The sequence below is a fragment of the Leptospira perdikensis genome (assembly GCF_004769575.1).
GTDB classification, from domain to species: Bacteria; Spirochaetota; Leptospiria; order Leptospirales; family Leptospiraceae; genus Leptospira_A; species Leptospira_A perdikensis.
The window spans coordinates 36731-59108 of record NZ_RQGA01000014.1; the positions used below are offsets into that span (position 1 = coordinate 36731).

General features: G+C 41.6%; 18 protein-coding genes and 2 tRNA genes. 16 read left to right on the forward strand and 4 right to left on the reverse strand.

The features are described 5' to 3' along the window. Positions 1 to 10 precede the first annotated feature (10 nt). Positions 11 to 1480 (forward strand): acyltransferase family protein, encoded by a 1470-nt coding sequence (locus tag EHQ49_RS12890; protein ID WP_135580114.1) that lies wholly within the window; start codon positions 11 to 13, stop codon positions 1478 to 1480. A gap of 36 nt (positions 1481 to 1516) precedes the next feature. Here the strand turns inward: EHQ49_RS12890 and EHQ49_RS12895 are convergent, their stop codons facing one another. Continuing rightward, positions 1517 to 3058: a phosphatase domain-containing protein gene (locus tag EHQ49_RS12895; RefSeq protein ID WP_135580115.1), complete on the reverse strand. Its 1542-nt coding sequence runs from the start codon at positions 3056 to 3058 to the stop codon at positions 1517 to 1519. A 53-nt stretch (positions 3059 to 3111) separates the two neighbouring features. Here EHQ49_RS12895 and EHQ49_RS12900 point away from each other — a divergent pair, with 53 nt between their 5' ends. Then, the gene (locus tag EHQ49_RS12900; protein WP_135580116.1) at positions 3112 to 4884 is read left to right on the forward strand and encodes a UbiD family decarboxylase; all 1773 of its coding nucleotides are present in this window, start codon (positions 3112 to 3114) and stop codon (positions 4882 to 4884) included. Positions 4885 to 4986: 102 nt separating this feature from the next. Next, complete coding sequence (gene rfaD / locus EHQ49_RS12905) at positions 4987 to 5958, forward strand: ADP-glyceromanno-heptose 6-epimerase (RefSeq protein WP_135580117.1); 972 nt, start codon at positions 4987 to 4989, stop codon at positions 5956 to 5958. Between the two features lie 3 nt (positions 5959 to 5961). Here rfaD and EHQ49_RS12910 read toward each other — a convergent pair whose 3' ends face one another. The 3 genes from EHQ49_RS12910 to EHQ49_RS12920 all read right to left on the reverse strand — a co-directional run bounded on the left by EHQ49_RS12910 (position 5962) and on the right by EHQ49_RS12920 (position 7922). Continuing rightward, on the reverse strand, positions 5962 to 6261 hold the full coding sequence (locus tag EHQ49_RS12910) for an ArsR/SmtB family transcription factor (RefSeq protein ID WP_100790775.1): 300 nt from the start codon (positions 6259 to 6261) through the stop codon (positions 5962 to 5964). 142 nt (positions 6262 to 6403) lie between these two features. Next, positions 6404 to 7171, reverse strand: a complete 768-nt coding sequence (locus EHQ49_RS12915; RefSeq protein WP_135580118.1) for an SDR family NAD(P)-dependent oxidoreductase — start codon at positions 7169 to 7171, stop codon at positions 6404 to 6406. A 58-nt stretch (positions 7172 to 7229) separates the two neighbouring features. Continuing rightward, the gene (locus EHQ49_RS12920) at positions 7230 to 7922 is read right to left on the reverse strand and encodes a histidine kinase (RefSeq protein WP_135580119.1); all 693 of its coding nucleotides are present in this window, start codon (positions 7920 to 7922) and stop codon (positions 7230 to 7232) included. A 214-nt stretch (positions 7923 to 8136) separates the two neighbouring features. On the opposite strand from EHQ49_RS12920, the gene EHQ49_RS12925 reads away from it, so the two are divergent. From EHQ49_RS12925 to EHQ49_RS12985, 13 genes are all read left to right on the forward strand, one after another. After that, positions 8137 to 8208, forward strand: a tRNA-Thr gene (locus tag EHQ49_RS12925). A gap of 5 nt (positions 8209 to 8213) precedes the next feature. Next, positions 8214 to 8287: transfer RNA gene (locus tag EHQ49_RS12930), tRNA-Trp, on the forward strand. A 41-nt stretch (positions 8288 to 8328) separates the two neighbouring features. Continuing rightward, positions 8329 to 8517, forward strand: coding sequence for a preprotein translocase subunit SecE (gene secE, locus EHQ49_RS12935; RefSeq protein ID WP_002973751.1), 189 nt, complete (start codon positions 8329 to 8331; stop codon positions 8515 to 8517). Beyond that, complete coding sequence (nusG, locus tag EHQ49_RS12940; protein WP_051122343.1) at positions 8493 to 9080, forward strand: transcription termination/antitermination protein NusG; 588 nt, start codon at positions 8493 to 8495, stop codon at positions 9078 to 9080. Before secE ends, nusG begins: the two co-directional genes overlap by 25 nt. Before the next feature lie 39 nt (positions 9081 to 9119). Further along, positions 9120 to 9545 (forward strand): 50S ribosomal protein L11, encoded by a 426-nt coding sequence (gene rplK, locus EHQ49_RS12945; RefSeq protein WP_135580120.1) that lies wholly within the window; start codon positions 9120 to 9122, stop codon positions 9543 to 9545. A 24-nt stretch (positions 9546 to 9569) separates the two neighbouring features. Then, positions 9570 to 10262 (forward strand): 50S ribosomal protein L1, encoded by a 693-nt coding sequence (gene rplA / locus EHQ49_RS12950; RefSeq protein WP_002974044.1) that lies wholly within the window; start codon positions 9570 to 9572, stop codon positions 10260 to 10262. 12 nt (positions 10263 to 10274) lie between these two features. Next, positions 10275 to 10808: a 50S ribosomal protein L10 gene (gene rplJ, locus EHQ49_RS12955; RefSeq protein ID WP_135580121.1), complete on the forward strand. Its 534-nt coding sequence runs from the start codon at positions 10275 to 10277 to the stop codon at positions 10806 to 10808. Between the two features lie 36 nt (positions 10809 to 10844). Continuing rightward, positions 10845 to 11225, forward strand: a complete 381-nt coding sequence (gene rplL / locus EHQ49_RS12960; protein ID WP_135580122.1) for a 50S ribosomal protein L7/L12 — start codon at positions 10845 to 10847, stop codon at positions 11223 to 11225. A gap of 125 nt (positions 11226 to 11350) precedes the next feature. After that, entirely contained in the window at positions 11351 to 15037 is a 3687-nt protein-coding gene (gene rpoB / locus EHQ49_RS12965) for a DNA-directed RNA polymerase subunit beta (RefSeq protein ID WP_135580123.1), read from the forward strand. A 14-nt stretch (positions 15038 to 15051) separates the two neighbouring features. Then, positions 15052 to 19353 carry a DNA-directed RNA polymerase subunit beta' gene (gene rpoC, locus EHQ49_RS12970; RefSeq protein ID WP_135580124.1) on the forward strand — a complete coding sequence of 1434 codons (4302 nt, stop codon included), beginning with the start codon at positions 15052 to 15054 and terminating at the stop codon, positions 19351 to 19353. Positions 19354 to 19493: 140 nt separating this feature from the next. Continuing rightward, the gene (gene rpsL / locus EHQ49_RS12975; protein ID WP_004783543.1) at positions 19494 to 19868 is read left to right on the forward strand and encodes a 30S ribosomal protein S12; all 375 of its coding nucleotides are present in this window, start codon (positions 19494 to 19496) and stop codon (positions 19866 to 19868) included. 14 nt (positions 19869 to 19882) lie between these two features. Then, entirely contained in the window at positions 19883 to 20356 is a 474-nt protein-coding gene (rpsG, locus tag EHQ49_RS12980) for a 30S ribosomal protein S7 (RefSeq protein ID WP_135580125.1), read from the forward strand. 74 nt (positions 20357 to 20430) lie between these two features. After that, positions 20431 to 22353, forward strand: a complete 1923-nt coding sequence (locus EHQ49_RS12985) for an elongation factor G-like protein (protein WP_135580126.1) — start codon at positions 20431 to 20433, stop codon at positions 22351 to 22353. Positions 22354 to 22378: the final 25 nt, after the last annotated feature.

Genomic DNA, 22378 nt, shown 5'->3' on the forward strand with positions numbered 1-22378 from the left:
TCGTAGCATTATGAAAGAATATTTTTTTGAAATTTTTAAGAAAAACAAAAAGGAAATTAACGAGCTTTATGGGATTCGTGCACTCAGCTGTTATTTGGTAATTCTATTTCATTGTTTTGCATTTTCTATTGAGTCTTTTCCGAGCCATTATGCCCCGTATTTGAACAATGCGCAGAATGTCGAATTTCTAATGAGTTTGTTCTTTGTGATTAGTGCTTTTTTGGTTTCCACTTCCTTCTCAAGGGAATTGGAAAGAGCGAGTTTTGTGGAGAGTTGGAAAAATTTTGTTATCAAACGTAGTTTACGAATTTTTCCTGCCTTTTATGTAATTTTGTCTGTTACGATTCTCATAATGGCTGGAATCTTAAAAAAGAGCCAAGGAACGGAAAGTGCATCTGTTTTTGCTGAGGGTCTTGTAGGTTTAAAATTGAAACTCTCCTATTGGTGGACTGATTTAGCTTATATATCCAATTATTTTCCAAATCGTATTATGGTGCATGGCTGGTCTCTATCAATGGAAGAACAATTTTATCTGGCCATGCCAATTGTTTTTTTATTTTATACTAAGGTTCTCACCAATCGAAATCAGAAATTTATTTTTTTAACCCTCCTTCTTTTGTTTCCTAATTTCATTCGGTATTATTATTTTCAGAATTCTAAGTTTGAATCTTTTGATATTTATGTACAAACATTGTTTCATCCAATCCATACACATTTCGAACCGTTTGTTTATGGTATTCTGCTAATGGAACTTTGGAGGTCTGGTAAGATCTCAACGGAAATTAAGGGACTTAAAACTGCGTTTTATATAATCTTTAGTATTTTGTTTTCTATTTTTTGTTATGTATGTACATTAGAATTTTCGGAAGCAAAAGAATACTTTGTTGTTTATCGAATTAGTTTTTATTCTTTTTTTGCCTTCGTGATTGTTTTTGGGGCAGTCGGAGGATTTTTTTCTAAGATTTCCTTTTTTTTGGCGAATCCATTTTTGGTTTTTATCGGTAAACTCAGTTATGGGATTTATTTAGTGCATATGTTGGTGAATACAACGGTAATGTTAACCGTATTGGATCATAAAATTGTAGAAAATAATGATTTTCTCAGGTTGATTAAGGCTTCATTCATTAGTCTATTTATCTCTACTATCATTGCTCTTGTCAGTTATCTTGTGATAGAGAAACCTTTTTTGAAAATTAGAGAATGGACTCAAGCTAGGTTTGATATTTCTACGAATACTTTTTACTATGTGAAAGGAAATGCCAAAGAAAGGACTCTTGTTTCTTTGTTTTTAACCTTTTTATCTTTTTTCCCTTATCTAATCATCAAGCAGATGGTTGCTGTTGCTTTCATTCCTGAGGGGGTTTTGTCTACAGGCATCGTTTGGTTGTGTTTAACGATACCTATTTTAATCAACCTTTGCAGTTTAGCGATCAAGAAAAAACTGTTTTTCTACTATTACCTAAGCCGATTTCAAGATTAAAACAGATCTGATAAAATCGGTTCTGGATTTTAGATTTTAAGATTTAAAGGCAGAAACGAGACCTTCTTTTAGTTTCTGCTTTGCTCCTTCCGCTGATTTCGGAATTGTCAATTCATCAAACAATTTCAATAGAAATCCTTCATCTACTAATTTTCCCTCTAAAACCTTCCCAATCATTCCCGCCACCACGGCTAGATTTTGTTCGATTGTAAAATAACCTTCGGACTCTAAGATCAGAGCCATTCCGATAGCACCCTCTGTTCCGTAGAATGCTTGTTTGGCTCCAAATGCCGATTCATACATTCCCTCAGGAAGTGCCTCCTTTACTTTTTCACGCATTTCTGATTCACTTGGACCATGGCTGGTTTTATTGATGATGCTGAGTTTTACTGGATTAATGTTTCCGTGAATCCTTTGTATTTCTTCTGCAAGAAGACGGATTTTTTTTGCCGCATCTCTTGTGATTGCATCCCGCCCAAGGAAATTCAGTTTGTATAAATATTCTTCTAATTCATCCCCAGTTAATTTTCCCATACAAATAATCTGGTAAAGGGTAAAAATCATATAATCCGATTCTGTATTGTCACCAAGAAGGATTTCCTTCGATTCTGTCGGTAGATAGATGCGGTCATAAAGAAGGATCGAAAGTTTATAGGACATTTGGTCAAAGAGACTTTGGTAGGAAGCACCTAAGAATTTTTTTGTCCTAGACCAAGCTGGTTTGAATCCATTTTGTAAAAATTCGATTGGATTGAAGATTGTTCCCAGTACTTTGTCAAAAACTCCCTTGATGGTTCCTTCTAAGTATTTGAGATGTAAGGATTCGATTTGGATATTGTCTTTGGCAATGGTAGCAAGCATAGTTCTACGAAAGAAGTGGGGGCTTGCGGAAATAAAAGCAAGAGGGGCGTTTGAGAGAGCTATCCTCATTTCCCGATACAATTCAGGCATGCCCGGAAGCGCCTGTTTTTGGTTAGGTGTTTCGAAGACAGCAGTGAATTTTCCTTTTCCTGAGTGTATGTCTGTTGCTAAATAAGTTTGATCAATGTCTGATGTGACAACCATTCCTTTGTAGTCTTCTGGAAGGATTCTAAGTTTACCCTTTCCCACAATTGTTGTTTTTCCTAAAATAGAATCTTCGGTGTTGTTTAAATGGGCTAGATCTTTTGAGTATTGGCGAAAACTATCCAACCCTTCCAATACCACTTGGAAGTCATGAGATCCTATTGGGAGTTTGTCTCGAATTTCGCAGGAAAAAAATCCGTCTTCATCTGCTTTGATTTTCCCTGAGGTGTAGATTTTGTTCCCCGCTAAATCAAAAACCTCTAATTTTAATACGGGTTTTCTCACGGGCGCCAAAGAGAAATCTAAAAAGGGTGTGATTTTTGTTTCATCCCCGATAAAAAGCCCTGTCATCAAATCCCAGAGCCCTTCCGCCTTCATAAGATCAGTAATCCCCACATCGACCACTTGCCCTCTGACATAAGAGCGCCTTTCTCTTCCTAAAGATCCTCCGCAGACAGCAATTCTTTTGATATCGGTAATGATTGGTTGTGTGGTATTTGGTTCTTGGGACATAGAATTTATGCCCTATAGCGTCTAAGAAAACAAGGAGCCGTCTATTCCTTTTTATGGTTTCACTACGATCCACCAACGATTTTGTCCGACTTTTGCAAAAGGAAGGAGAACTCCATGTAGTTTCCGAACCTGTGGATCCTTATTTGGAGCTTGCTGAGATCCAAAGACAAGTTGTGGCCAAAAAAGGCCCAGCCCTCTTATTTACAAATGTCAAAGGAACCAAGTTTCCCGTAGCCACCAATCTCTATGGTTCAGAAAAGAGAATCCATCTTGCCTTTGGGCCAAAACCCGTGGCAACGATCGAACGTCTGGCCAAACTCGCGAAAGAAATTTTTCCACCTAGGTTCTCTAAACTTTGGAAAGAACGTTCGCTAGGACTATTGCCCTTCCAAGTGGGTTTAAAACAGGTTAGAAGAGCTCCTGTTCTCTCTGGTGAGGTTCTTTCAACAAATGACTTACCTCAAGTGGTTTCTTGGCCAAAAGACGGAGGTGCCTTTGTGACCTTACCTTTGGTTTATACCCAACATCCAGAATCGGGAAATGGAAACTTAGGAATGTACCGGGTACAACTCTACGGTGACAAAACCGTAGGTATGCACATTCAAATCCATAGAGGAGGTGGATTCCATTATTATGAGGCCGAAAAAAAAGGAGAGGCCCTTCCGGCACATGTTTACATCGGTGGACCTCCAGCCCTCACTATTGCGGCCGTGGCACCACTTCCCGAAGAGATCCCCGAACTTGTTTTTGCTTCCTTCCTTATGGGCGAAAAACTAAGGATGAAAAAAGATAAATCGGTTTCTCCTTATCCGATTGTTGCGGATGCAGATTTTGCTCTCATTGGTACCATTCCTCCCGATTTAAGAAAACCAGAAGGTCCTTTTGGCGATCATTATGGATACTATTCCTTGTTACACGATTATCCCTACTTAGACCTAAAACATATTCTGCACAGAAAAGATGCCATTTGGGCGGCTACCGTTGTAGGAAGACCTCCGCAAGAAGATCATTACATCGCTGAGTTTTTACAAGACTTACTATCACCTATGTTTCCATTGGTCATGCCACAGGTACTCGGCGTTTGGGCTTATGAGGAATCAGGTGTGCATTCTCTTGCCGCTGCTATTGTAAAGGAACGTTATTTCCGGGAAGCCTTTATGGGAGCCCTAAGGATTTTGGGGGAAGGGCAGTTGTCTCTTACAAAATGTTTACTTGTGACAAACGAACGAGTGAATCTAAAAAACTTTTCAGAAACTTTCCGAGTCATTACAGAAAGGTGTGATCCGAAAACTGATTTTTTTATCTTTAGTCATATCAGCCAAGATACTTTGGATTATACCAGTGGGACGGTGAATAAAGGCAGTAAAATGTTATGGATGGGAATTACTGAGGCTAATGCACCTTTAAAGTATCCCAATCTACCAAAGGAATTTTCTGGTCATTTCAAAGACAAACGTTTTCAAAATCCAAAAGTTTTTTTACCGGGCGTACTTGTGGTACAAGGATCTGGTTATCTTAAAGAAGATCATTTGGCTTCAGCTTTACTCCAGGAAGACCTTGGTCGGTTCCATTATGTATTTCTTGTGGATGACGCAGAAGATTCAGTGCGAACGGATTCTGATTTTATCTGGACTATGTTCACAAGAATGGAACCGGCATCGGATGTTTATGCAAGAACAGATACAAAACAAAACCATATTTCCTACCAAGTTCCGATTGTTTTTGATTGTAGGATGAAACCTTGGATTCCTGAAGTTCTTGTTCCTCTTCCGGAAACAGTAAAACAAGTAAATGAAAAATTTGGAAACATGATCGACTTTCTCTGATTTCATTTGATCGGATCCTTTAGAATTCGACATTTGTTTTTCTTCTTGTTTGTAAAAAGTGAATAGATAGAAACCTTAGGTATAAAAAACTAAAACGAAGACATGGCAAAAAAACTAACTCTCGTCACTGGAGGCGCAGGCCTCATCGGATCCCAAATCATCGAAGACCTAAATCACAATGGAAACACTGACATCTTGGTCGTGGATCATTTGGGAACAACAGAGAAATGGAAAAACCTACAAAGGAATTTTTTCCAGGATTATTACGAGAAAGAAAAGTTCGAGTTGATGTTGGATTCGGGGCATCCACTTCTAAGTGAGATTTCAGAAATTTATCATTTAGGCGCCTGTTCTGCTACCACAGAAAAAGACGCCACATACCTTATACAAAATAACTTTCATTATACGAAAAAATTGGCCGAGTTTGCCGTATCAAAAAACATTCCCTTTCTTTATGCTTCGAGTGCCGCAACTTATGGGGAAGGTGAGTTTGGATACAATGATCAGGCTGCTATCGAGAATTTAAAACCCCTCAATATGTACGGGTATTCCAAACAACTTTTTGATTTGTATGCTAAAAAAATGGGAATCGCCGACAAAGTGATCGGACTCAAATACTTCAATGTTTTTGGATATGGGGAGGCCCACAAAGGAGACATGCGTAGTTTGGTTCTGAAAGGATACGAACAAATTCGAGATACAGGAAAATTAAAATTATTTAAGTCCTATAAACCAGAATACAAGGATGGAGAACAAAAACGTGACTTCCTTTATGTAAAGGATGCTAGTAAAATCAGTATTTATCTCTGTAGTGAACGAAAGTATGGATTGTACAATGTAGGACGGGGGATTGCCGAAACCTGGAACGATTTAGCGAACGCTTTGTTCGTTGCTATGAACAAACCAGTAAATATCGAATATGTGGAGATGCCAGAATCTCTAAAAGACAAATACCAATACTACACCTGCGCAGAAATGGAAAAGATAGGTCAAACGGGGTATCCCTTTGGTTATACCAACCTCAGGGATTCTGTCGGGGAGTATGTTCGTTTCTTGTTAGAAGAAGAGAACTAGTGTTTACTTTTTATACACTTTGACAATGGTTTGGATCAAATCTTTGAATTTGGGATCTTTCAAACTATAAAATACCTGGTTGGAAGATTTTCGAGATTCTAAGATTCCGTTGTTTTTCATCTTACTTAGGTGTTGAGAAGCTGCCGATTGGCTCGTTCCTAACAATTCAACAAGCTGTCCTACCGTTTTTTCTTCTTTTGCTAGTGTATAAAGAATCAATAAGCGGATCGGGTGGGCAATCCCTTGGATTCCCTTAATGGCTTGTTCCAATTGTTGTTTTGTCAGTTCAGTTTTTATTTTCATCAGTAAGAATTCCGTTATATCCTTATGACGAATAGGTATTGTATTTACCTACGAAATTTTTTTCGTTTATAAAAAAAATGACAAAAACATGCAATAAATTTCAAAGGCCCTCGAAACCCGAGGGCGAAGTAATTAATCAAAGTTAGATTCGGACACCACCCGAAATCTCTAAAACCACACCTGTTACCAAATCATTTGAGATGATAAATTCCGCTGTGGATGCAATTTCATCTGGTTCCCCAAGTCTTCCCACTGGGATGATGGATTTCCATTTATCGAGAGCTTCTGGGTTCATATCCTTTAGAACCATTTCGGTTCCAATAAAACCTGGTGCAATTCCTGCCACTCGGATTCCAAATTTTGCAAGCTCTTTTGACCAAGTTACAGTCATAGCAGCAACACCAGCTTTCGCAGCGCTGTAATTGGTTTGTCCTGAGTTTCCGTGCATAGCAATGGAAGCAATAGGGATGATCACTCCCTTCTTTTGTTCTACCATTTTGGCAGCGGCTTCACGAGCCGTAAGAAACACCCCTGTCAAATTGACATCAATGACCGATTGCCACTGGTCGATTCCCATTTTGCCTTTTACTTTTCCTGTCTCTTTGTCCACTCGAATCAGCAGGCCATCGCGTAAAATTCCTGCATTTAAAATAGCAACATCGAGACTTCCCTGGAACGCTGCTGCTTCTTCAATGAGGCGAATGCTGTCTTCTTCTTTGGCAACGTTGGCAACAATGCCGGTCGTTTTGATACCTTCTTTTTGGAAGAGGGCGACGGTTTCGTCCAATTTGTCTTTTTGAATGTCAGAGAGAATGATATTGGCACCAGCTTTTCCTAAGCGGTAAGCCATTGCCTTTCCGAGTCCACCGGCTGATCCGGTGACGAGAATGTTTGCACCTTTTAATTCCATGTCCACCAGTTTCGAAAATGGTGAACATGAGGTCTATCCAAATCGGGGGTTGATTTTCTTAGATTTCTGCTAGTTCGGCGCTACGAAACGACACGTAATTGTCGTTAAATGGTATTTCGACGCGCGCTACCGTTCGATCTCCATGAGTGATGATCCGAAATAGGTTTGGGTCAACCCCTTCATTTTTGAGAAGGATCATAATGAGGGCAATTCCAAGACCTGCACCTTCCGTGTTGTCCATATTGTCCATATAGAACTCGGCGATGTCGTTGTAGTTCATGGACTTTTTCATTTTTTCCCGCATCCGCACTTCTTCGGTTTTGATGACGGGTGTGTTGTTTGTCACTTCAACAAGGAGTCCATCTAAGCAGTAATGGAATTTGATTTGTACGTAAACCCCGCGAGCAAGACAACGTTTTCCATATTCATCAGCCATCTTTTCTGAAAACTTTTTGGAATACTCTTTGATCCCTTGGAGGTAGTCGTTTTCGTCAGTGATGTCTAAGCCTTCGTCTTCAAAGAACACTCGTTTTTGGTTGGCTTTGATTCCATTGATGGTAAGTTCTTTGGAAATTGTATAAAGCATTTCCACAAATTGGGATTGTCCCACTTCAGAAAGGATATTTGTGATAAGCCCTAAAACATACTGCTCTAGTTGGCGATTCATCCGTGAGGATCGTACGACAATTTTGGATTTTGCCTTTACCAAATCGGGGATTTTTGTTTCTAATTCTATAAAGGGTTTCGCCACGAATCATTCCTTAAAGTGGGGGACTTATCCCACATGGTTCTATTATCGAACCGGGAAATCCACAACTAAAATCTCAAGGGAAATTCACTGTTTTTCCTGTTTTTTTGCCATTTCCAGGAAATAAACTCATTTTCCATTGACCAAAGAGCCTCATTTAAAATAGTGTAAAAAACCTAGCCTCGCTTGGAAACCCGCGCTTGGGTGGGAACGTTTTGCCCTCTTAGCTCAGTGGTAGAGCACTTCCATGGTAAGGAAGGGGTCACCAGTTCAAGCCTGGTAGAGGGCTTGTTTAGGGCTGTAGTTTAATGGTAGAACTAGGATCTCCAAAGTCCTTGGTGGGAGTTCGATTCTCTCCAGCCCTGCCAGACTGCAGAATATATAGAATTAGAGAACAGGACAAGGATCAATGAAAGCTACGAGTTTCATTCAGGAATGTAAAGCAGAACTTGAAAAAGTACATTGGCCTACGCGCCAAGAAGTTGTAAGTTCTACCGTTGTAGTCCTAGTTACAGTATTTATCTTTTCCCTATTTTTATCAGCTTCGGACTTTGTATTCCTTAAGTTGTTAAAATGGTTCTGGGCATTAGGAACATAGGTAGGGAAGTGGGCGATTCTTTAGATAAAAAATGGTATGTGCTTCAAACTTATTCCGGTCACGAGAATAAGGTGAAGACAAACATTGAGAAGATGGTCCAACAACAAAAGCTGGAAGACCAAATCTTCGCAGTAAAAATTCCTTCGATGGAAGTTGCCGAAATGAAAAACGGCAAAAAGAAGGTCACAAAGAAAAAACTCATGCCAGGTTACGTTCTCGTTGAGATGAACATGACCGATGACCTTCGATTTAAAATCCAGAACTTACCTTCTGTGTCTACGTTCGTAGGCGGAAAAGGAAAAGGTCCGGAGCCACTATCCCTGGATGAGATTAAAAACCTCTTCAGCGATGTGGGAAGTGTGGAATCGGAAGAAGTTTCGAGACCTCGTTTCCTATTCAAAGTGGGCGAAACATTGAAAATTATAGATGGTCCGTTTGCTAATTTCACAGGACTCGTGGATGAAATTTTCCCTGATAAGGGAAGACTCCGCGTTCGTGTAGAAATTTTCGGAAGATCCACTCCTGTGGAGTTGGATTACCTCCAAGTAAAATCGGAACAGTAGAACTGATAGATTGACTTTTAGTAAGGAACTTGAAACGAGATGGCTGCAAAGAAAGTAGTAAAACAAATTAAACTCCAAGTGGAAGCAGGGAAAGCAAACCCAGCTCCTCCAGTAGGTCCCGCTCTTGGTCAAGCCGGACTCAATATCATGGAATTCTGTAAACAGTTCAACGAGAGATCAAAAACTCAAATGGGTCTCAAACTCCCAGTAGTAATTACTGTTTATTCTGACAGAAGTTTTACATTCGTAACTAAATCTCCTCCAGCAGCTCTTCTTGTTATGAAGGCGCTTGGCTTACAAGGTGGATCTGCCACTCCACACACTGTAAAAGTGGGAACTATCAAACGAGCTCAACTAGAAGAAATTGCAAAAACTAAGATGGAAGACCTAAATGCGAACGATATGGATGCAGCAGTGAATATCATTGCTGGAACTTGTCGTTCCATGGGTGTAAACGTCGAGTAATCATAGGAAACGGGAACTGAAGTCATGAAACGCGGCAAAAAGTATATCCAACTCAAAGAGAAAGTCGATCGCACAAAGGCTTATACCCTGGGCGATGCAGTCGGTTTGGCAAAAGCTACTAGTTTTTCCAAATTCGATGGAACATTAGAGATTTCGACTAAAATCAATTATAAATCTCTCCAAAACGTAAGAGGGACAATTTCCCTTCCACACGGAACAGGAAAGACGATCAAAGTTTTGGTTTTCTGCAAAGGAGACAAACAAAACGAAGCAAAAGAAGCTGGTGCTGATTTTGTAGGTGATATGGATCTTATTGAAAAAGTTGCGGGTGGTTGGACTGATTTTGACGCTTGTGTGGCTACTCCTGATATGATGAAGGAAGTGGGTAAACTTGGTCCAGTTCTAGGTCGTAAAGGCCTTATGCCAAAACCAAAAGCAGGAACAGTGACTACTGATGTATCAAAAGCAGTAAAAGAACTAAAAGCCGGCCGAATTGAATACCGCCCTGACAAAGGGGGAGTGGTTCACTTAGGTGTTGGAAAATGTTCCTTCTCTGATGACAAACTTTCTGACAACATCAATGCAGTTGTTGCAGCTCTTATGAAAGACAAACCTTCTGATGCGAAGGGTGATTATCTAAAGTCTTTCTCTGTTGCGGCGACTATGGGAATCGGCGTTAAAGTCGATGTAAAAGAACTAGTAAACGCGAACATATAACGAGTAAGAATCATGGCAAATCCATCTAAAATTGAAGCAGTAGCAGAACTTAAAAGTCGTTTAGAAAAACGACCGAACTTTATTTTAGCATCTTACAGCGGTTTAACTGTTGAAGATATGTCCAACCTTCGTGCGAAACTTCGCAAAGAAGGATCGGAAATGAAGGTGATCAAAAACAACCTTTTTCTCCGTGCTTTAAAAGAGTCTTCTGAACATAAAAACAACTCCATTGATTTTGGGGATGTTTACAAAGGCCCTCTTGCAGCTATTTTCTCTCTGGATGCACTTCCAGCAGTAGCAAAAGTTTGTAAGGACTTTGCAAAAGATAAGAAGGAACTCGAAATCAGAACCGGCTATATGGACGGGGAAGTTTTGGGTAAATCCGGAGTAGAAGCAATTGCAGGACTTCCGTCCAAACAAGAACTTCTTTCGCAAGTGGCTCGTGGGCTCAATGCTCCTGCGACGCAAATTGCTTCTGGAATCAATCAAATCATGGCATCATTGGCTCGCGCCATCAATGCTGTAGCCGAGAAAAACGGCAATTAGTAATCATAGTGATTAGTAGGATAAGGAGAATATAGGATGTCTGTTGACGCGCTATTAGAACAAATTGGAAGTCTTACACTAGTTCAGGCAGCTGATCTAGTGAAAAAGATGGAGGACAAATTCGGGATTTCTGCTGCTGCACCAGTTGCGGTAGCGGCGGTTGCGGGTGCAGGTGGTCCAGCTGCTGCTGAAGAGCCTGCTACTTTCAATATCATCTTGAAAGCACACGGTGACAAAAAGATCGACGTTATTAAACTCGTTCGCGAAATCACTGGTCTTGGATTGGCAGATGCGAAAACGCTTGTAGAAGCTGGTGGAAAATCAGTGAAAGAAGGCGTTTCTAAAGACGAAGCTGCTGATATTAAGAAAAAACTCGAAGGTGTTGGGGCTCAAGTAGAAGTTGCTGCTGCCGGTTAATCGGTTGCCAATTTTTAAACCCAGTCTTCAAAAACTTAGAGGCAGGGAGGCCGTAGGCGTCCCCACCTCTATTTTTTCGTTTATCATACCATCTATTATTTTCATGTCTCTAGGGAGAGTATTCCATGCATACCCGAATGCAAATTAGAAACCGGGTAAATTTCGGTAAAATTACCGACCTCAATTTACTTCCTAATCTTATCTACGTACAGAAAAAATCCTTTGATTGGTTTCTCCAGTCGGAAGTGAAAGATCCGACGAAACGTTTGAACCAAGGATTGGAAGCTGTATTTCGTGAATCCTTTCCAATCGAATCACCAAACAACGATATGGTCATGGAATATGGCCATTATATCTTGGGAGAGCCAAAACGCGATCCGCAAGAGTGCAAAGACACTGATTCTTCCTTTGCCGTACCACTAAAAGCAGTCATTCGACTCATCATCAAAGATACCGGAGAAATCCGGGAACAAGTTGTCTACATGGGAGACCTTCCTGTGATGACAGACCACGGAACTTTCATCATCAATGGTGCGGAAAGGGTAGTGGTAAGCCAGTTGCATAGATCGCCTGGTATTTTCTTTTCTTACGACCAAGTAAGAGATACTTTCTCTGCTCGTGTGATTCCTTACCGAGGTTCTTGGTTAGAATTCGAGATGGACAACAAAGGGATCCTTGTTGCTAAAATCGATCGTAAGAAAAAGTTCCCAGCAACCCTTCTTGTAAAAGCAATGGGTATGGGAACCAACGAAGAAGTATTACGTTTGTTCTATGGATCTTCTAAAATGAAGATTGCTGGTGCCAATCCGAAAGACCTTAAACGTCTGATTGGTCGCAGAACCATTGCTGATATCATCAACATGGAAACGGGCGAGGTTATGCTCGATGCTGGTTCCAAAATCAATGAGGACAATATCTCCATCCTTCGTGAAATGAAGGTAAAAGATGTGGATGTCATTGAATTTCCGAAAGGAAAAGACAACCCAGTTCTCATCAATTGTTTAGAAAAAGACGGTGTGAATGACTACGAAGACGCAGTCAAAAAATTCCACACCATCATGAGACCGGGTGAACCTTCTACGATTGAAAACGCAGAAGCAGAACTAAAACGTCTCTTTTTCTCTCCAAAAACTTTTGATTTGGGGATTGTTGGTCGCTACAAAATCAACAGTAAATTCGAATTCAATAATCCAAAAGAATTTGCAAAAGCTGAGGACCGAGTTTTAAGAAAACAAGACATCATCGAAACAGTTCGTTATCTTGTGATGCTTATGTCTGAAGCGGAAAACTACTATCCGGACGATATTGACCACTTAGGAAACAGAAGGATTCGTTCTGTTGGTGAGCTAATTGCGAACCAATTGAAACTTGGATTCTCTCGTGTAGAACGAGTGATCAAAGAAAGGATGACGGTTCAAGAGCCAGAACAACAAACTCCGCAGCTTCTTATTTCCATCAAACCAATCACTGCGGTGATCAATGAGTTTTTTGGATCTTCGCAACTTTCTCAGTTTATGGACCAAACCAATCCATTGGCGGAACTTACCCACAAACGTAGGTTAAACGCTCTTGGACCTGGTGGACTTTCTCGTGACCGAGCCGGTTTCGAAGTTCGTGACGTTCATTATTCTCACTATGGCCGTATGTGCCCAATTGAAACACCGGAAGGTCCAAACATTGGTCTCATTCTTTCCATGTCTAGTTTTGCTCGGGTGAACGATTACGGGTTTATCGAAACTCCATACCGCCTTGTAAAAAACGGAAAAGTTCAAAAACAAGTCGAGTATCTCACAGCGGACAAAGAAGAATACCACTATATGGCTCAGTCAAATTCGACTGTAGATGACAAAGGAGAATTCACTTCCAAACTCATCTCCACTCGTCATAGAGGGGACTTTCCTTTCCGTAGCCCGGCAGAAATCCAATACATGGATTTGGCACCGTTACAAGTAGTATCTGTATCTACAGCCCTCATTCCCTTCCTCGAGCATGATGATGCGAACCGCGCACTTATGGGTTCGAACATGCAACGCCAAGCAGTTCCTCTTTTAACAGAAGAAGCTCCTTTTGTGGGAACTGGTATGGAAGCTCGTGCGGCATATGATGCAGGTGTTTGTATCGTCGCTAAAAAAGATGGTGTGGTTTCCAAAGTAGATGCTACTGGTGTTTGGATCAAAGAAGACCAATCCAAAGAGATTGTTCACTATCCACTCATTAAATTCAAAAAAACCAACCAAGGTACTTGTTTTAATCAAAAACCAAACGTTTCCATGTTACACACCACAACTGGTGGTAAGGTAAGTAAGGTTTCTAAAGAACGTGTGGAACTCACTTCTCCTAACGGAGAAAAAGAAACACATGAACTTTTCCACTCGGAAGAAGTACAATATATCTCCGTTGTGAAAGAAGGCCAAGACTTAGGAATTGGTGCACCGGTTGCCGGACAAATCATCAAAGGTGAAAAATACGGTGACTTTGGTCAAATCCTCCAAAAGGGAACCGTTCTTGCTAACGGACCTTCCACTGATGCTGGTTACTTGGCGCTTGGTAGAAACGTACTCGTTGCATTTATGCCTTGGGAAGGTTACAACTTTGAGGATGCGATTCTCATTTCAGAACGAATCATCAAAGACGATGTTTTCTCTTCTATCCACATTGAAGAATTCGAAATCCAAGCTCGGGAAACCAAACTAGGACAAGAACAAATCACTCGTGACATTCCAAACCTTTCGGACAAAGCATTCCGTGATTTGGATGAGTCTGGTGTGATCCGTGTGGGTGCTGAAGTAAAACCAGGTGACATCCTGGTTGGTATGGTGACTCCAAAAGGAGAAACCGACCTCACTCCTGAATACAAACTTTTACACTCCATTTTTGGAGAGAAGGCAAAAGAAGTAAGAGATTCCTCTCTTCGTATGCCAAACGGTTTTGAAGGAACTGTGATCGATATCAAACGTTATTCCCGTGAAACTGGCGACGAACTCGCTGCTGGCGTGGAAGAAATGGTAAAAGTCTATGTGGCTCGTAAACGTAAACTCCTAGTGGGTGATAAGATGGCGGGTCGTCACGGAAACAAAGGGGTCGTAGCACGTGTGATGGCACAAGAAGATATGCCATACATGGAAGACGGATCTCCTGTTGATATCGTACTCAACCCACTTGGTGTTCCTTCAAGGATGAACCTCGGTCAGATCTTTGAAACACAACTTGGATTTGCAGCGAAAAAACTCGGGATCAATTTTGAAACGCCTGTGTTTGACGGAGCATCTGAAGGTGACGTTCACGATTTCTGCAAAAAAGCAGGATTACCGGAAAACAGCAAATTTCAGTTATACGACGGAAGAACGGGAGAAAAATTCATCAACCAAGTATTCTGCGGATACATTTATATGTTGAAACTGGCTCACTTGGTGGATGACAAAATCCACGCAAGATCCACTGGACCTTACTCACTCGTAACACAACAACCACTTGGTGGTAAAGCGCAGTTCGGGGGACAAAGGTTAGGGGAGATGGAAGTTTGGGCTCTTGAAGCTTATGGTGCATCACACACCTTACAAGAGTTACTTACCATCAAGTCAGATGACATGCTTGGACGTGCCAGAATTTACGAAGCAATTGTGAAAGGAATTCACTCAATCAAACCGGGTATTCCTGAATCATTTAACGTTCTTGTTCAGGAACTCCGAGGTCTCGCACTTGATATCATTATCAAAGACTCCGAAGGATTGGAAGTGGATATCTCTGATTACGAAGATGAATTCTCGAAAAACAAAAAGAAAATCAAATTCGAGACCATTGAAAACGTTTAGGGAAGGGAAAAAGTATGAGAAATTACAATAGTTTTGAATCGATTACGATCCGTTTGGCATCACCCGAGCGGATCAAAGAGTGGTCTTTCGGGGAAGTCAAAAAACCGGAAACGATCAACTACCGTACCCTAAAACCGGAACGAGATGGTCTTTTCTGTGAAAAAATCTTCGGAACCACTAAGGATTGGGAATGTTACTGCGGTAAATTCAAATCCATCCGTTATAAGGGAGTGGTTTGCGACAAATGCGGGGTTGAGGTAACTCACTCCAAAGTTCGTCGTGAGAGAATGGGCCATATTGAACTTGCGGCTCCAGTATCACACATTTGGTATTACCGTTCTGTTCCATCTCGTATGGGACTACTTCTTGATATGACCATCAACCAACTCAAAAGTGTTCTTTACTTTGAGAAGTATGTGATCATTGACCCTGCTGATTCCGGAAGGAACAGAGGGGAACTCATCGATGAAGATGAATACCATAATTATTTAGATGAATACGGTGATAAATTTATCGCAGGTATCGGTGGGGACGCCATCAAAGAACTTCTCGCACGTATCGACGTAGATGCAGAAGCTCGTGTGATCCGCCAAAAGATCCAAGATAAAAACAAAATCTCCGACAAACGTATTTTTAAACGCTTAGAAGTTTTGGAAGCTTTCCGTGATTCTGGAAACCGTCCTGAATGGATGGTTTTAGATGTAGTTCCGGTCATTCCACCAGAACTTCGTCCGATGGTTCAATTAGAGGGGGGACGTTTTGCAACTTCCGACCTTAACGATTTGTATCGTCGTGTGATCAACAGAAACAACCGACTCAAACGTCTTCTTGCTTTGAAAGCTCCTGAAATCATTGTACGAAACGAAAAACGTATGTTACAAGAAGCAGTAGATGCTCTTTTTGATAATAGCCGTCGCAAACGTACTGTAAAAGGAAAAGGAAATAGACCTTTAAAATCTATCTCCGACATGCTCAAAGGAAAACAGGGCCGGTTCCGCCAAAACCTACTCGGGAAACGTGTGGATTACTCTGGTCGTTCCGTAATCGTAGTTGGTCCTGAGCTTAAATACCACCAAATGGGTCTTCCTAAAAAAATGGCTTTGGAACTTTTTAAGCCGTTCATTATGAAACGCCTTGTGGATTTGGAACTAGCACCAAATATCAAATCTGCGAAGAAAAAAATCGAAGCAGAAGACAAAGAAGTTTTTGATGTTTTGGAAACTGTAGTTAAAGAACATCCAGTACTCCTCAACCGTGCTCCAACTCTCCATAGACTAGGGATCCAAGCATTTTTACCTGTTCTTGTAGAAGGAAAGGCAATCAAACTCCATCCACTCGTTTGTCACGCGTTCAACGCCGACTTTGACGGGGACCAAATGGCAATCCACGTTCCGCTGGCTCCTAAAGCACAGTTAGAAACTTGGATGCTCATGTTATCACCGCATAACATTCTAAACCCTGCCAATGGACAACCGATTTGTGGACCAACACAAGATATCGTACTTGGAATTTATTACCTCACTTCTGAAGTAAAAGACGCTAAAGGTGAAGGAAAATTTTTCACTGGTCTTGAAGAAGTAATGTATGCGATTGAAACAAAAACTGTTGAAATTCGCTCCAAAATTTCTGTTTTACACGAAGGGAAAATCATCGAAACCACACCTGGAAGACTTATCTTCAACCAAGTGATGCCAAAAGGGTATGTTTATATCAACAGAACCCTCGGTGATAAAGAAACAAACAAAATCATTGCAGACGTATACGAGAAGTTTGGGCCAGGAATCACTGTTGTGATGCTTGATGAAATCAAACGACTTGGTTACCGTTACGCGACTGTATTTGCTCCTACAATCTCGATTGATGACATCCGAGTTTCTCCTCAAAAAGAGGGACTTGTAACGGATGCCAACAAAGAAGTTGAAAAAGCGGATATGGAGTATCGTAAAGGTATCATTACCAACGAAGAACGTCGTAAAAAAGTAATCGAGATTTGGACCAAAACCAATGACCGAATTACTGAAGGTATGTTTAAGGAACTCGAAAAAGACCAAGCTGGATTCAATCCGGTTTACGTCATGGCAGCTTCGGGTGCTCGTGGTTCCAAACAACAGATTCGTCAGCTCGCCGGGATGCGGGGTCTTATGGCGAAACCGTCTGGAGAAATCATCGAACTTGCGATTCGTTCTAACTTCCGTGAAGGTTTAGGGGTTCTAGAATTTTTTATCTCTACACATGGTGCGAGAAAGGGTCTTGCGGATACAGCGTTAAAAACTGCCGATGCCGGTTACCTCACTCGTCGTCTCGTGGATATCTCTCAGGACGTAATTGTTTCTGAAGATGATTGTGGAACTAAGTTAAACATCACTCTTGGAATCGTAAAAGAAGGGGAGAACGTAATTGTATCTCTTGCGGACAGAGTGTTCGGTCGTTATACGGCTGAAGATTTAGTGGATCCAGTTTCTGAGAAAGTGGTATTCCCGAAAGACACACTCATTACAAGAGCGCTTGGTCAACAGATTGAAAACCTTGGTTATGATAAAATCAAAGTAAGATCTCCACTCACTTGTAGATCTCGTCATGGAATTTGTACAAAATGTTACGGTATGGACATGGCTCGCCTTGTTCCAGCGGAGATTGGGGAAGCAGTGGGAACCATTGCAGCTCAGTCGATCGGACAACCGGGAACACAGCTTACGATGAGAACTTTCCACGTGGGTGGTGCGGCTTCTGCTACCATTCAAGAAAAAGAACATAAAGTTCCATATCGTTCCATAGTAAAATCAGTTAACGGTCGTCTTGTGACTAACGCAAACTCTGCAAAAGTATTTGCTCGTCGCGGAACCATCATCGTCAACCGACTCATCCAAGAATTCAATACCGATACACTATCCAGTGTGCGTGTGGTTGAAGGTCAAAGATTAGAAAAAGGGGAAGTATTTGCGACCCAAGTTGGTGAATCGACAGAACAACGAATCACTTCTGACCAAGCAGGAACCGTTTCTCTTGTGGGAACAACTCTCCGCATTTTGGGGGATGACTTTGTCATTCCAGTGAAAATCGGAACCATCCTTCGTGCAGAAGAAGGCCAAATCGTAGAAGAAAACAAGGCACTAGCTGAATTTGACCCTTATAACGAAGTGGCTGTTTCTGAAACTGCAGGAACAATTCAATGGGAAGATTTAGAAATCGGTAAAAACGTTCGTCGTGATGTGGATCCAAAAACTTCTAATATCATCTTAAAAGTGGTAGAACAGAAAAAGGATCGTCTCGTTCCGAAGGTTCTAGTTGGATCAGATGGATACTCTGTTCCTGTGGACGCTCTTCTTCAATTCCAAAATGGAGACAAAGTAAGAGAAGGGGATGTGATCTTCAAGATTCCATCAGTCGCAGAAAAAACACGAGATATCACCGGTGGTCTTCCAAGGGTTGATGAACTTTTCGAAGCTCGTCGTCCGAAAGATGCCTGCACACTTGCAGAAATCGACGGTAAAATCGAAGACAAAGGTGAAATCGTTAAAGAAAAACGAATTCTATACATCATTCCTGAAACAGCGGAACAAGAAAAAGTAAAAGTAGCAATTCCAATCGGAAAACAAATCCGTGTTCGCCAAGGTGACTTTGTGAAACGTGGAGATCAGTTGGATGAAGGAAATTTTGATCCGCATGATATCCTTGCGATCAAAGGACCAAATGCTCTTCACGAATACCTAGTTTCGGAAGTTCAGGAAGTTTACCGCTTACAAGGGGTTCATATCAACGATAAACACATCGAAGTTGTGGTTCGCCAAATGCTTCGTAAGGTGATCATCACTGATAGTGGGGACACATCTTTTGTGAACCAACAACAAGTGGATAAATTCCTCTTTGATGAAGAAAATGATCGAGTGGAAAAAGAAGGGGGATCTCCAGCACAAGGAACTCCAGTTCTTTTGGGATTAACAAAAGCATCCCTAAACACCGAGTCTTATTTCTCAGCAGCATCGTTCCAAGAAACAACTAAGGTTCTAACGGATGCTGCCATCAAAGGAAAAACAGACAACCTAATGGGTCTGAAAGAAAACGTAATCATTGGTCACATGATTCCTGCGGGAACGGGTATGAAAAAATACCGTGACATCGAAGTTTTCAAGGAACTACCTGGAGACTTAGATTGGGATCTGGAATCAGAAGAAGAGGAAGAAGAAGTTTCCGAACTTTCGGAAGCGGCTCCGGTTTCTACTGCCACACTCTCTAGACTTGTTGCCGAAGAGGACGAGGATGAAGATGAGTTGGAAGAAGAATCTGATGATTCGGACGATGAGGACGACGACGATTAGACCAAAACTTTGTCCTTAGAGACTTTTCGAGAGTTTCTGGGGACAAAATCATGTTTTCGTTTACAAAATGTCCCTATCTGGAATTTTGGACGAAAACGTCATTATTTTTTTAAAGACAGAGAAGTAGAAGAAGGAATCGAATGCCTACAATTAACCAGCTCATCCGTATTGGAAGAGAAGACCAAAAGAAAAGAACTAAATCTCCTGCCCTTAAAGCATGCCCACAAAGACGTGGAGTTTGCACTAGGGTAATGACCTTTACTCCTAAAAAACCGAACTCAGCTCTTCGTAAAGTAGCAAGGGTTCGCCTCACTACTGGAATTGAAGTCACTGCTTACATTCCTGGTGAAGGTCACAACCTCCAAGAACACAACGTGGTTCTCATCCGTGGGGGAAGGGTAAAAGACTTACCAGGGGTTCGTTATCATATCATTCGTGGAACACTGGATACACTCGGTGTAGACAAACGTCGTAAAGGACGTTCAAAATACGGCGCTAAGCGTCCTAAAGCGTAATCGGAGAAAGGTATATGTCTAGAAGAAGAGGAAAAGTTGAACCGCGCCACATCGAAGGCGATCCTAAATACAATGACAAAGTGATTTCTAAGTTTATCAACTGCCTAATGGTAGATGGTAAAAAAAGTGTCGCTGAAGCCGTGTTCTACGATGCTTTAGAAGTAATTGCTAAAAAAACAGGACAAGATCCGTTTGCTGTTTTCCAAGAAGCTTTAGAAAATGCAAAACCACAAGTGGAAGTAAAATCTCGCCGAGTGGGTGGGGTGACTTACCAAGTTCCTATTGAAGTTCGACCAGAAAGAAGACTTGCACTAGGAATCCGATGGCTCATCAAATATAGCCGTGGTAGAAACGAAAAATCAATGAAAAACAAATTGGCTGCAGAATTCATAGAAGCGCAAAAAGGCACAGGATCTGCGATCAAGAAAAAAGAAGACATCAGAAAGATGGCAGACGCCAACAAGGCTTTCTCCCACTACCGCTGGTAGTTTTTTCCATTCGATTCCAAACATTGATAAGCCAGGTGAACCACCTGGCTTTTTTATTTTAACGTATAAAAAACATGAAATACCGAACTGTTGGAATTTTTGCACATATTGATTCGGGGAAAACCACTCTTACCGAAAGAATTTTGTTTGAAGCAGGCAAAATTTCGGCAGTTGGTTCCATCGAAGATGGGAACACAGAATCGGATAGTTTGCAGGAAGAAATTGAGCGGGGAATTTCCATTCGGACGACTTTTCATTCCTTTCCTTGGAAAACTACATTTGGTGAGTTTCAAATCCAACTCGTAGACACGCCGGGCCATATTGATTTTCGAAACCAAGTGACTGATCTTTTGGCTGCCATGGAAACGGCGATTGTCGTTCTGGAAGCGGGCACTGGGGTCCAATCGCAAGCGAGGCTTGTGATTGAAGAACTCAGGAAAGCAAACGTTCCCATGGTTTTTTTCATCAATAAACTCGACCGGTTTGATGAAGACTATTTGGACACTCTGGTTTCCCTGGAAGAAATTTTGGCCGGAGCTCCGGTCTCTCTCTTTCAGAAAAATGAATCAGGAAAATTAGAATTCTATTTAACACACTCAGCAGGATTTCCAAAAACAGTGAAGGAAGAGCTTATTTCCTGGAGTGATGAACTCATGATCTCTTCCTGGAATGATCCCTCGGGCCAAATCGATTTTTCGATGATAGGACTCCGAACCGGACCTAAGGCTGGGAAACTTTATCCTGTTTATGGGGGTTCGGCCAAAACGGGGGAGGGTGTTCGGGAGCTTTTGGATTTGGTGCTTTGGACAGAACCCAAAGATCCGAAAGAACTCACATCTTCCTCCTGTCCTCTCCTTGTCCTATCTCGTCGGACAGACCCATCCATCGGACGATATGCGGTAGTCTATCCCACGAAAGACCTGGACCAAGCGGACCTCTCCAAGGTCTCCCGAGTCTTGAACAAAGCCGATGCCGATCGAACAAATACAGATCCACCACTCCAATTTCTTAATCCCGACACAGAAGAGGAAATCTCGGAATTGCAAAAAGGAAAACTTGTCCTCCTTAAAAACAACGAAGGTTTGATTTTGCTTCCGGGAGGACCAGTGAGTTCACTGCTCCATTTCGAGTCGGAAGGGGAAAACCTTTCGGCGGATCGTTCCCCGAGTCCTTTTTCCGTTGTGATGGAGCCGGAAGAATCAATAGATAAAGAGTTTTGGTTATGTCGCTTGGAAGGGCTTGTTTGGGAAGATCCAGGTTACAAACTAACAAACAAAGAGGATACCGGACAGATGGTACTCCTGGGGCGAGGCGAGCTCCATTTGGAAATTGGGATTCGAAGGGTCATGGAGAGAACGGAAAAAAAACTCCGGTTTAGTTCGATAAACATTGCCAAAATAGAGCTTCTTAAAAAAATGTCTCATAAGGTTGCCCTAGAGCATCGTGCCTTTGAAGACCAAAAATCAAGCGGCGCGCTCATCGCAGTCCTGGAAGATACTGCCGACTTTTCGAAGCAAATTGCCTTCGAGGTAAGTCTTCCGGAAGAAGTAAAAAATTCGATAGAAACATCCTTTTTGGAAGCCTGCTTACACGGGTTTTACGGTGAGGAAGTTACAGGTCTCAAACTTAGAGTTCTCTCCTATGAGATGCCTAAGGGAGATTCAGTAATCACTTTAACGCTTTTGAAAGTAGCAATACTTGCGGGCGTAAAGGAATTGTTTGCTTCAAACACATACTTGGTCGGACCCCTCACGGAAGTAGAAGTGATGGTGGACGCAGACCACTTAGGTGTAGTTCTTTCTGATCTAAGTCGCAGAAGCGCTAAGGTGGTATCCATCGAGGAAGCTGTGGCAGGGAAGAGTCACTTAAAAGCCAATGCACCGGCCCAAAACCTGCTTGGCTTTTCAGGGGCTCTTAGAAACATGACCAAAGGGATTGGCATTTCTTGGGAAAGGACTGCTTTTACCTATGAATTTCATGCAGTTTTAAAGGAGTAAAGAACCGAGGATCGGGTCTTGCACC

Bases quoted from the DNA above. Each gene is read 5' to 3' on its own strand.
- EHQ49_RS12890 (WP_135580114.1), top strand. From the start codon at position 11: ATGAAAGAATATTTTTTTGAAATTTTTAAGAAAAACAAAAAGGAAATT.
- EHQ49_RS12895 (WP_135580115.1), bottom strand. From the start codon at position 3,058: ATGTCCCAAGAACCAAATACCACACAACCAATCATTACCGATATCAAA.
- EHQ49_RS12900 (WP_135580116.1), top strand. From the start codon at position 3,112: ATGGTTTCACTACGATCCACCAACGATTTTGTCCGACTTTTGCAAAAG.
- rfaD (WP_135580117.1), top strand. From the start codon at position 4,987: ATGGCAAAAAAACTAACTCTCGTCACTGGAGGCGCAGGCCTCATCGGA.
- EHQ49_RS12910 (WP_100790775.1), bottom strand. From the start codon at position 6,261: ATGAAAATAAAAACTGAACTGACAAAACAACAATTGGAACAAGCCATT.
- EHQ49_RS12915 (WP_135580118.1), bottom strand. From the start codon at position 7,171: ATGGAATTAAAAGGTGCAAACATTCTCGTCACCGGATCAGCCGGTGGA.
- secE (WP_002973751.1), top strand. From the start codon at position 8,329: ATGAAAGCTACGAGTTTCATTCAGGAATGTAAAGCAGAACTTGAAAAA.
- nusG (WP_051122343.1), top strand. From the start codon at position 8,493: ATGGTTCTGGGCATTAGGAACATAGGTAGGGAAGTGGGCGATTCTTTA.
- rplK (WP_135580120.1), top strand. From the start codon at position 9,120: ATGGCTGCAAAGAAAGTAGTAAAACAAATTAAACTCCAAGTGGAAGCA.
- rplA (WP_002974044.1), top strand. From the start codon at position 9,570: ATGAAACGCGGCAAAAAGTATATCCAACTCAAAGAGAAAGTCGATCGC.
- rplJ (WP_135580121.1), top strand. From the start codon at position 10,275: ATGGCAAATCCATCTAAAATTGAAGCAGTAGCAGAACTTAAAAGTCGT.
- rplL (WP_135580122.1), top strand. From the start codon at position 10,845: ATGTCTGTTGACGCGCTATTAGAACAAATTGGAAGTCTTACACTAGTT.
- rpoB (WP_135580123.1), top strand. From the start codon at position 11,351: ATGCATACCCGAATGCAAATTAGAAACCGGGTAAATTTCGGTAAAATT.
- rpoC (WP_135580124.1), top strand. From the start codon at position 15,052: ATGAGAAATTACAATAGTTTTGAATCGATTACGATCCGTTTGGCATCA.
- rpsL (WP_004783543.1), top strand. From the start codon at position 19,494: ATGCCTACAATTAACCAGCTCATCCGTATTGGAAGAGAAGACCAAAAG.
- rpsG (WP_135580125.1), top strand. From the start codon at position 19,883: ATGTCTAGAAGAAGAGGAAAAGTTGAACCGCGCCACATCGAAGGCGAT.
- EHQ49_RS12985 (WP_135580126.1), top strand. From the start codon at position 20,431: ATGAAATACCGAACTGTTGGAATTTTTGCACATATTGATTCGGGGAAA.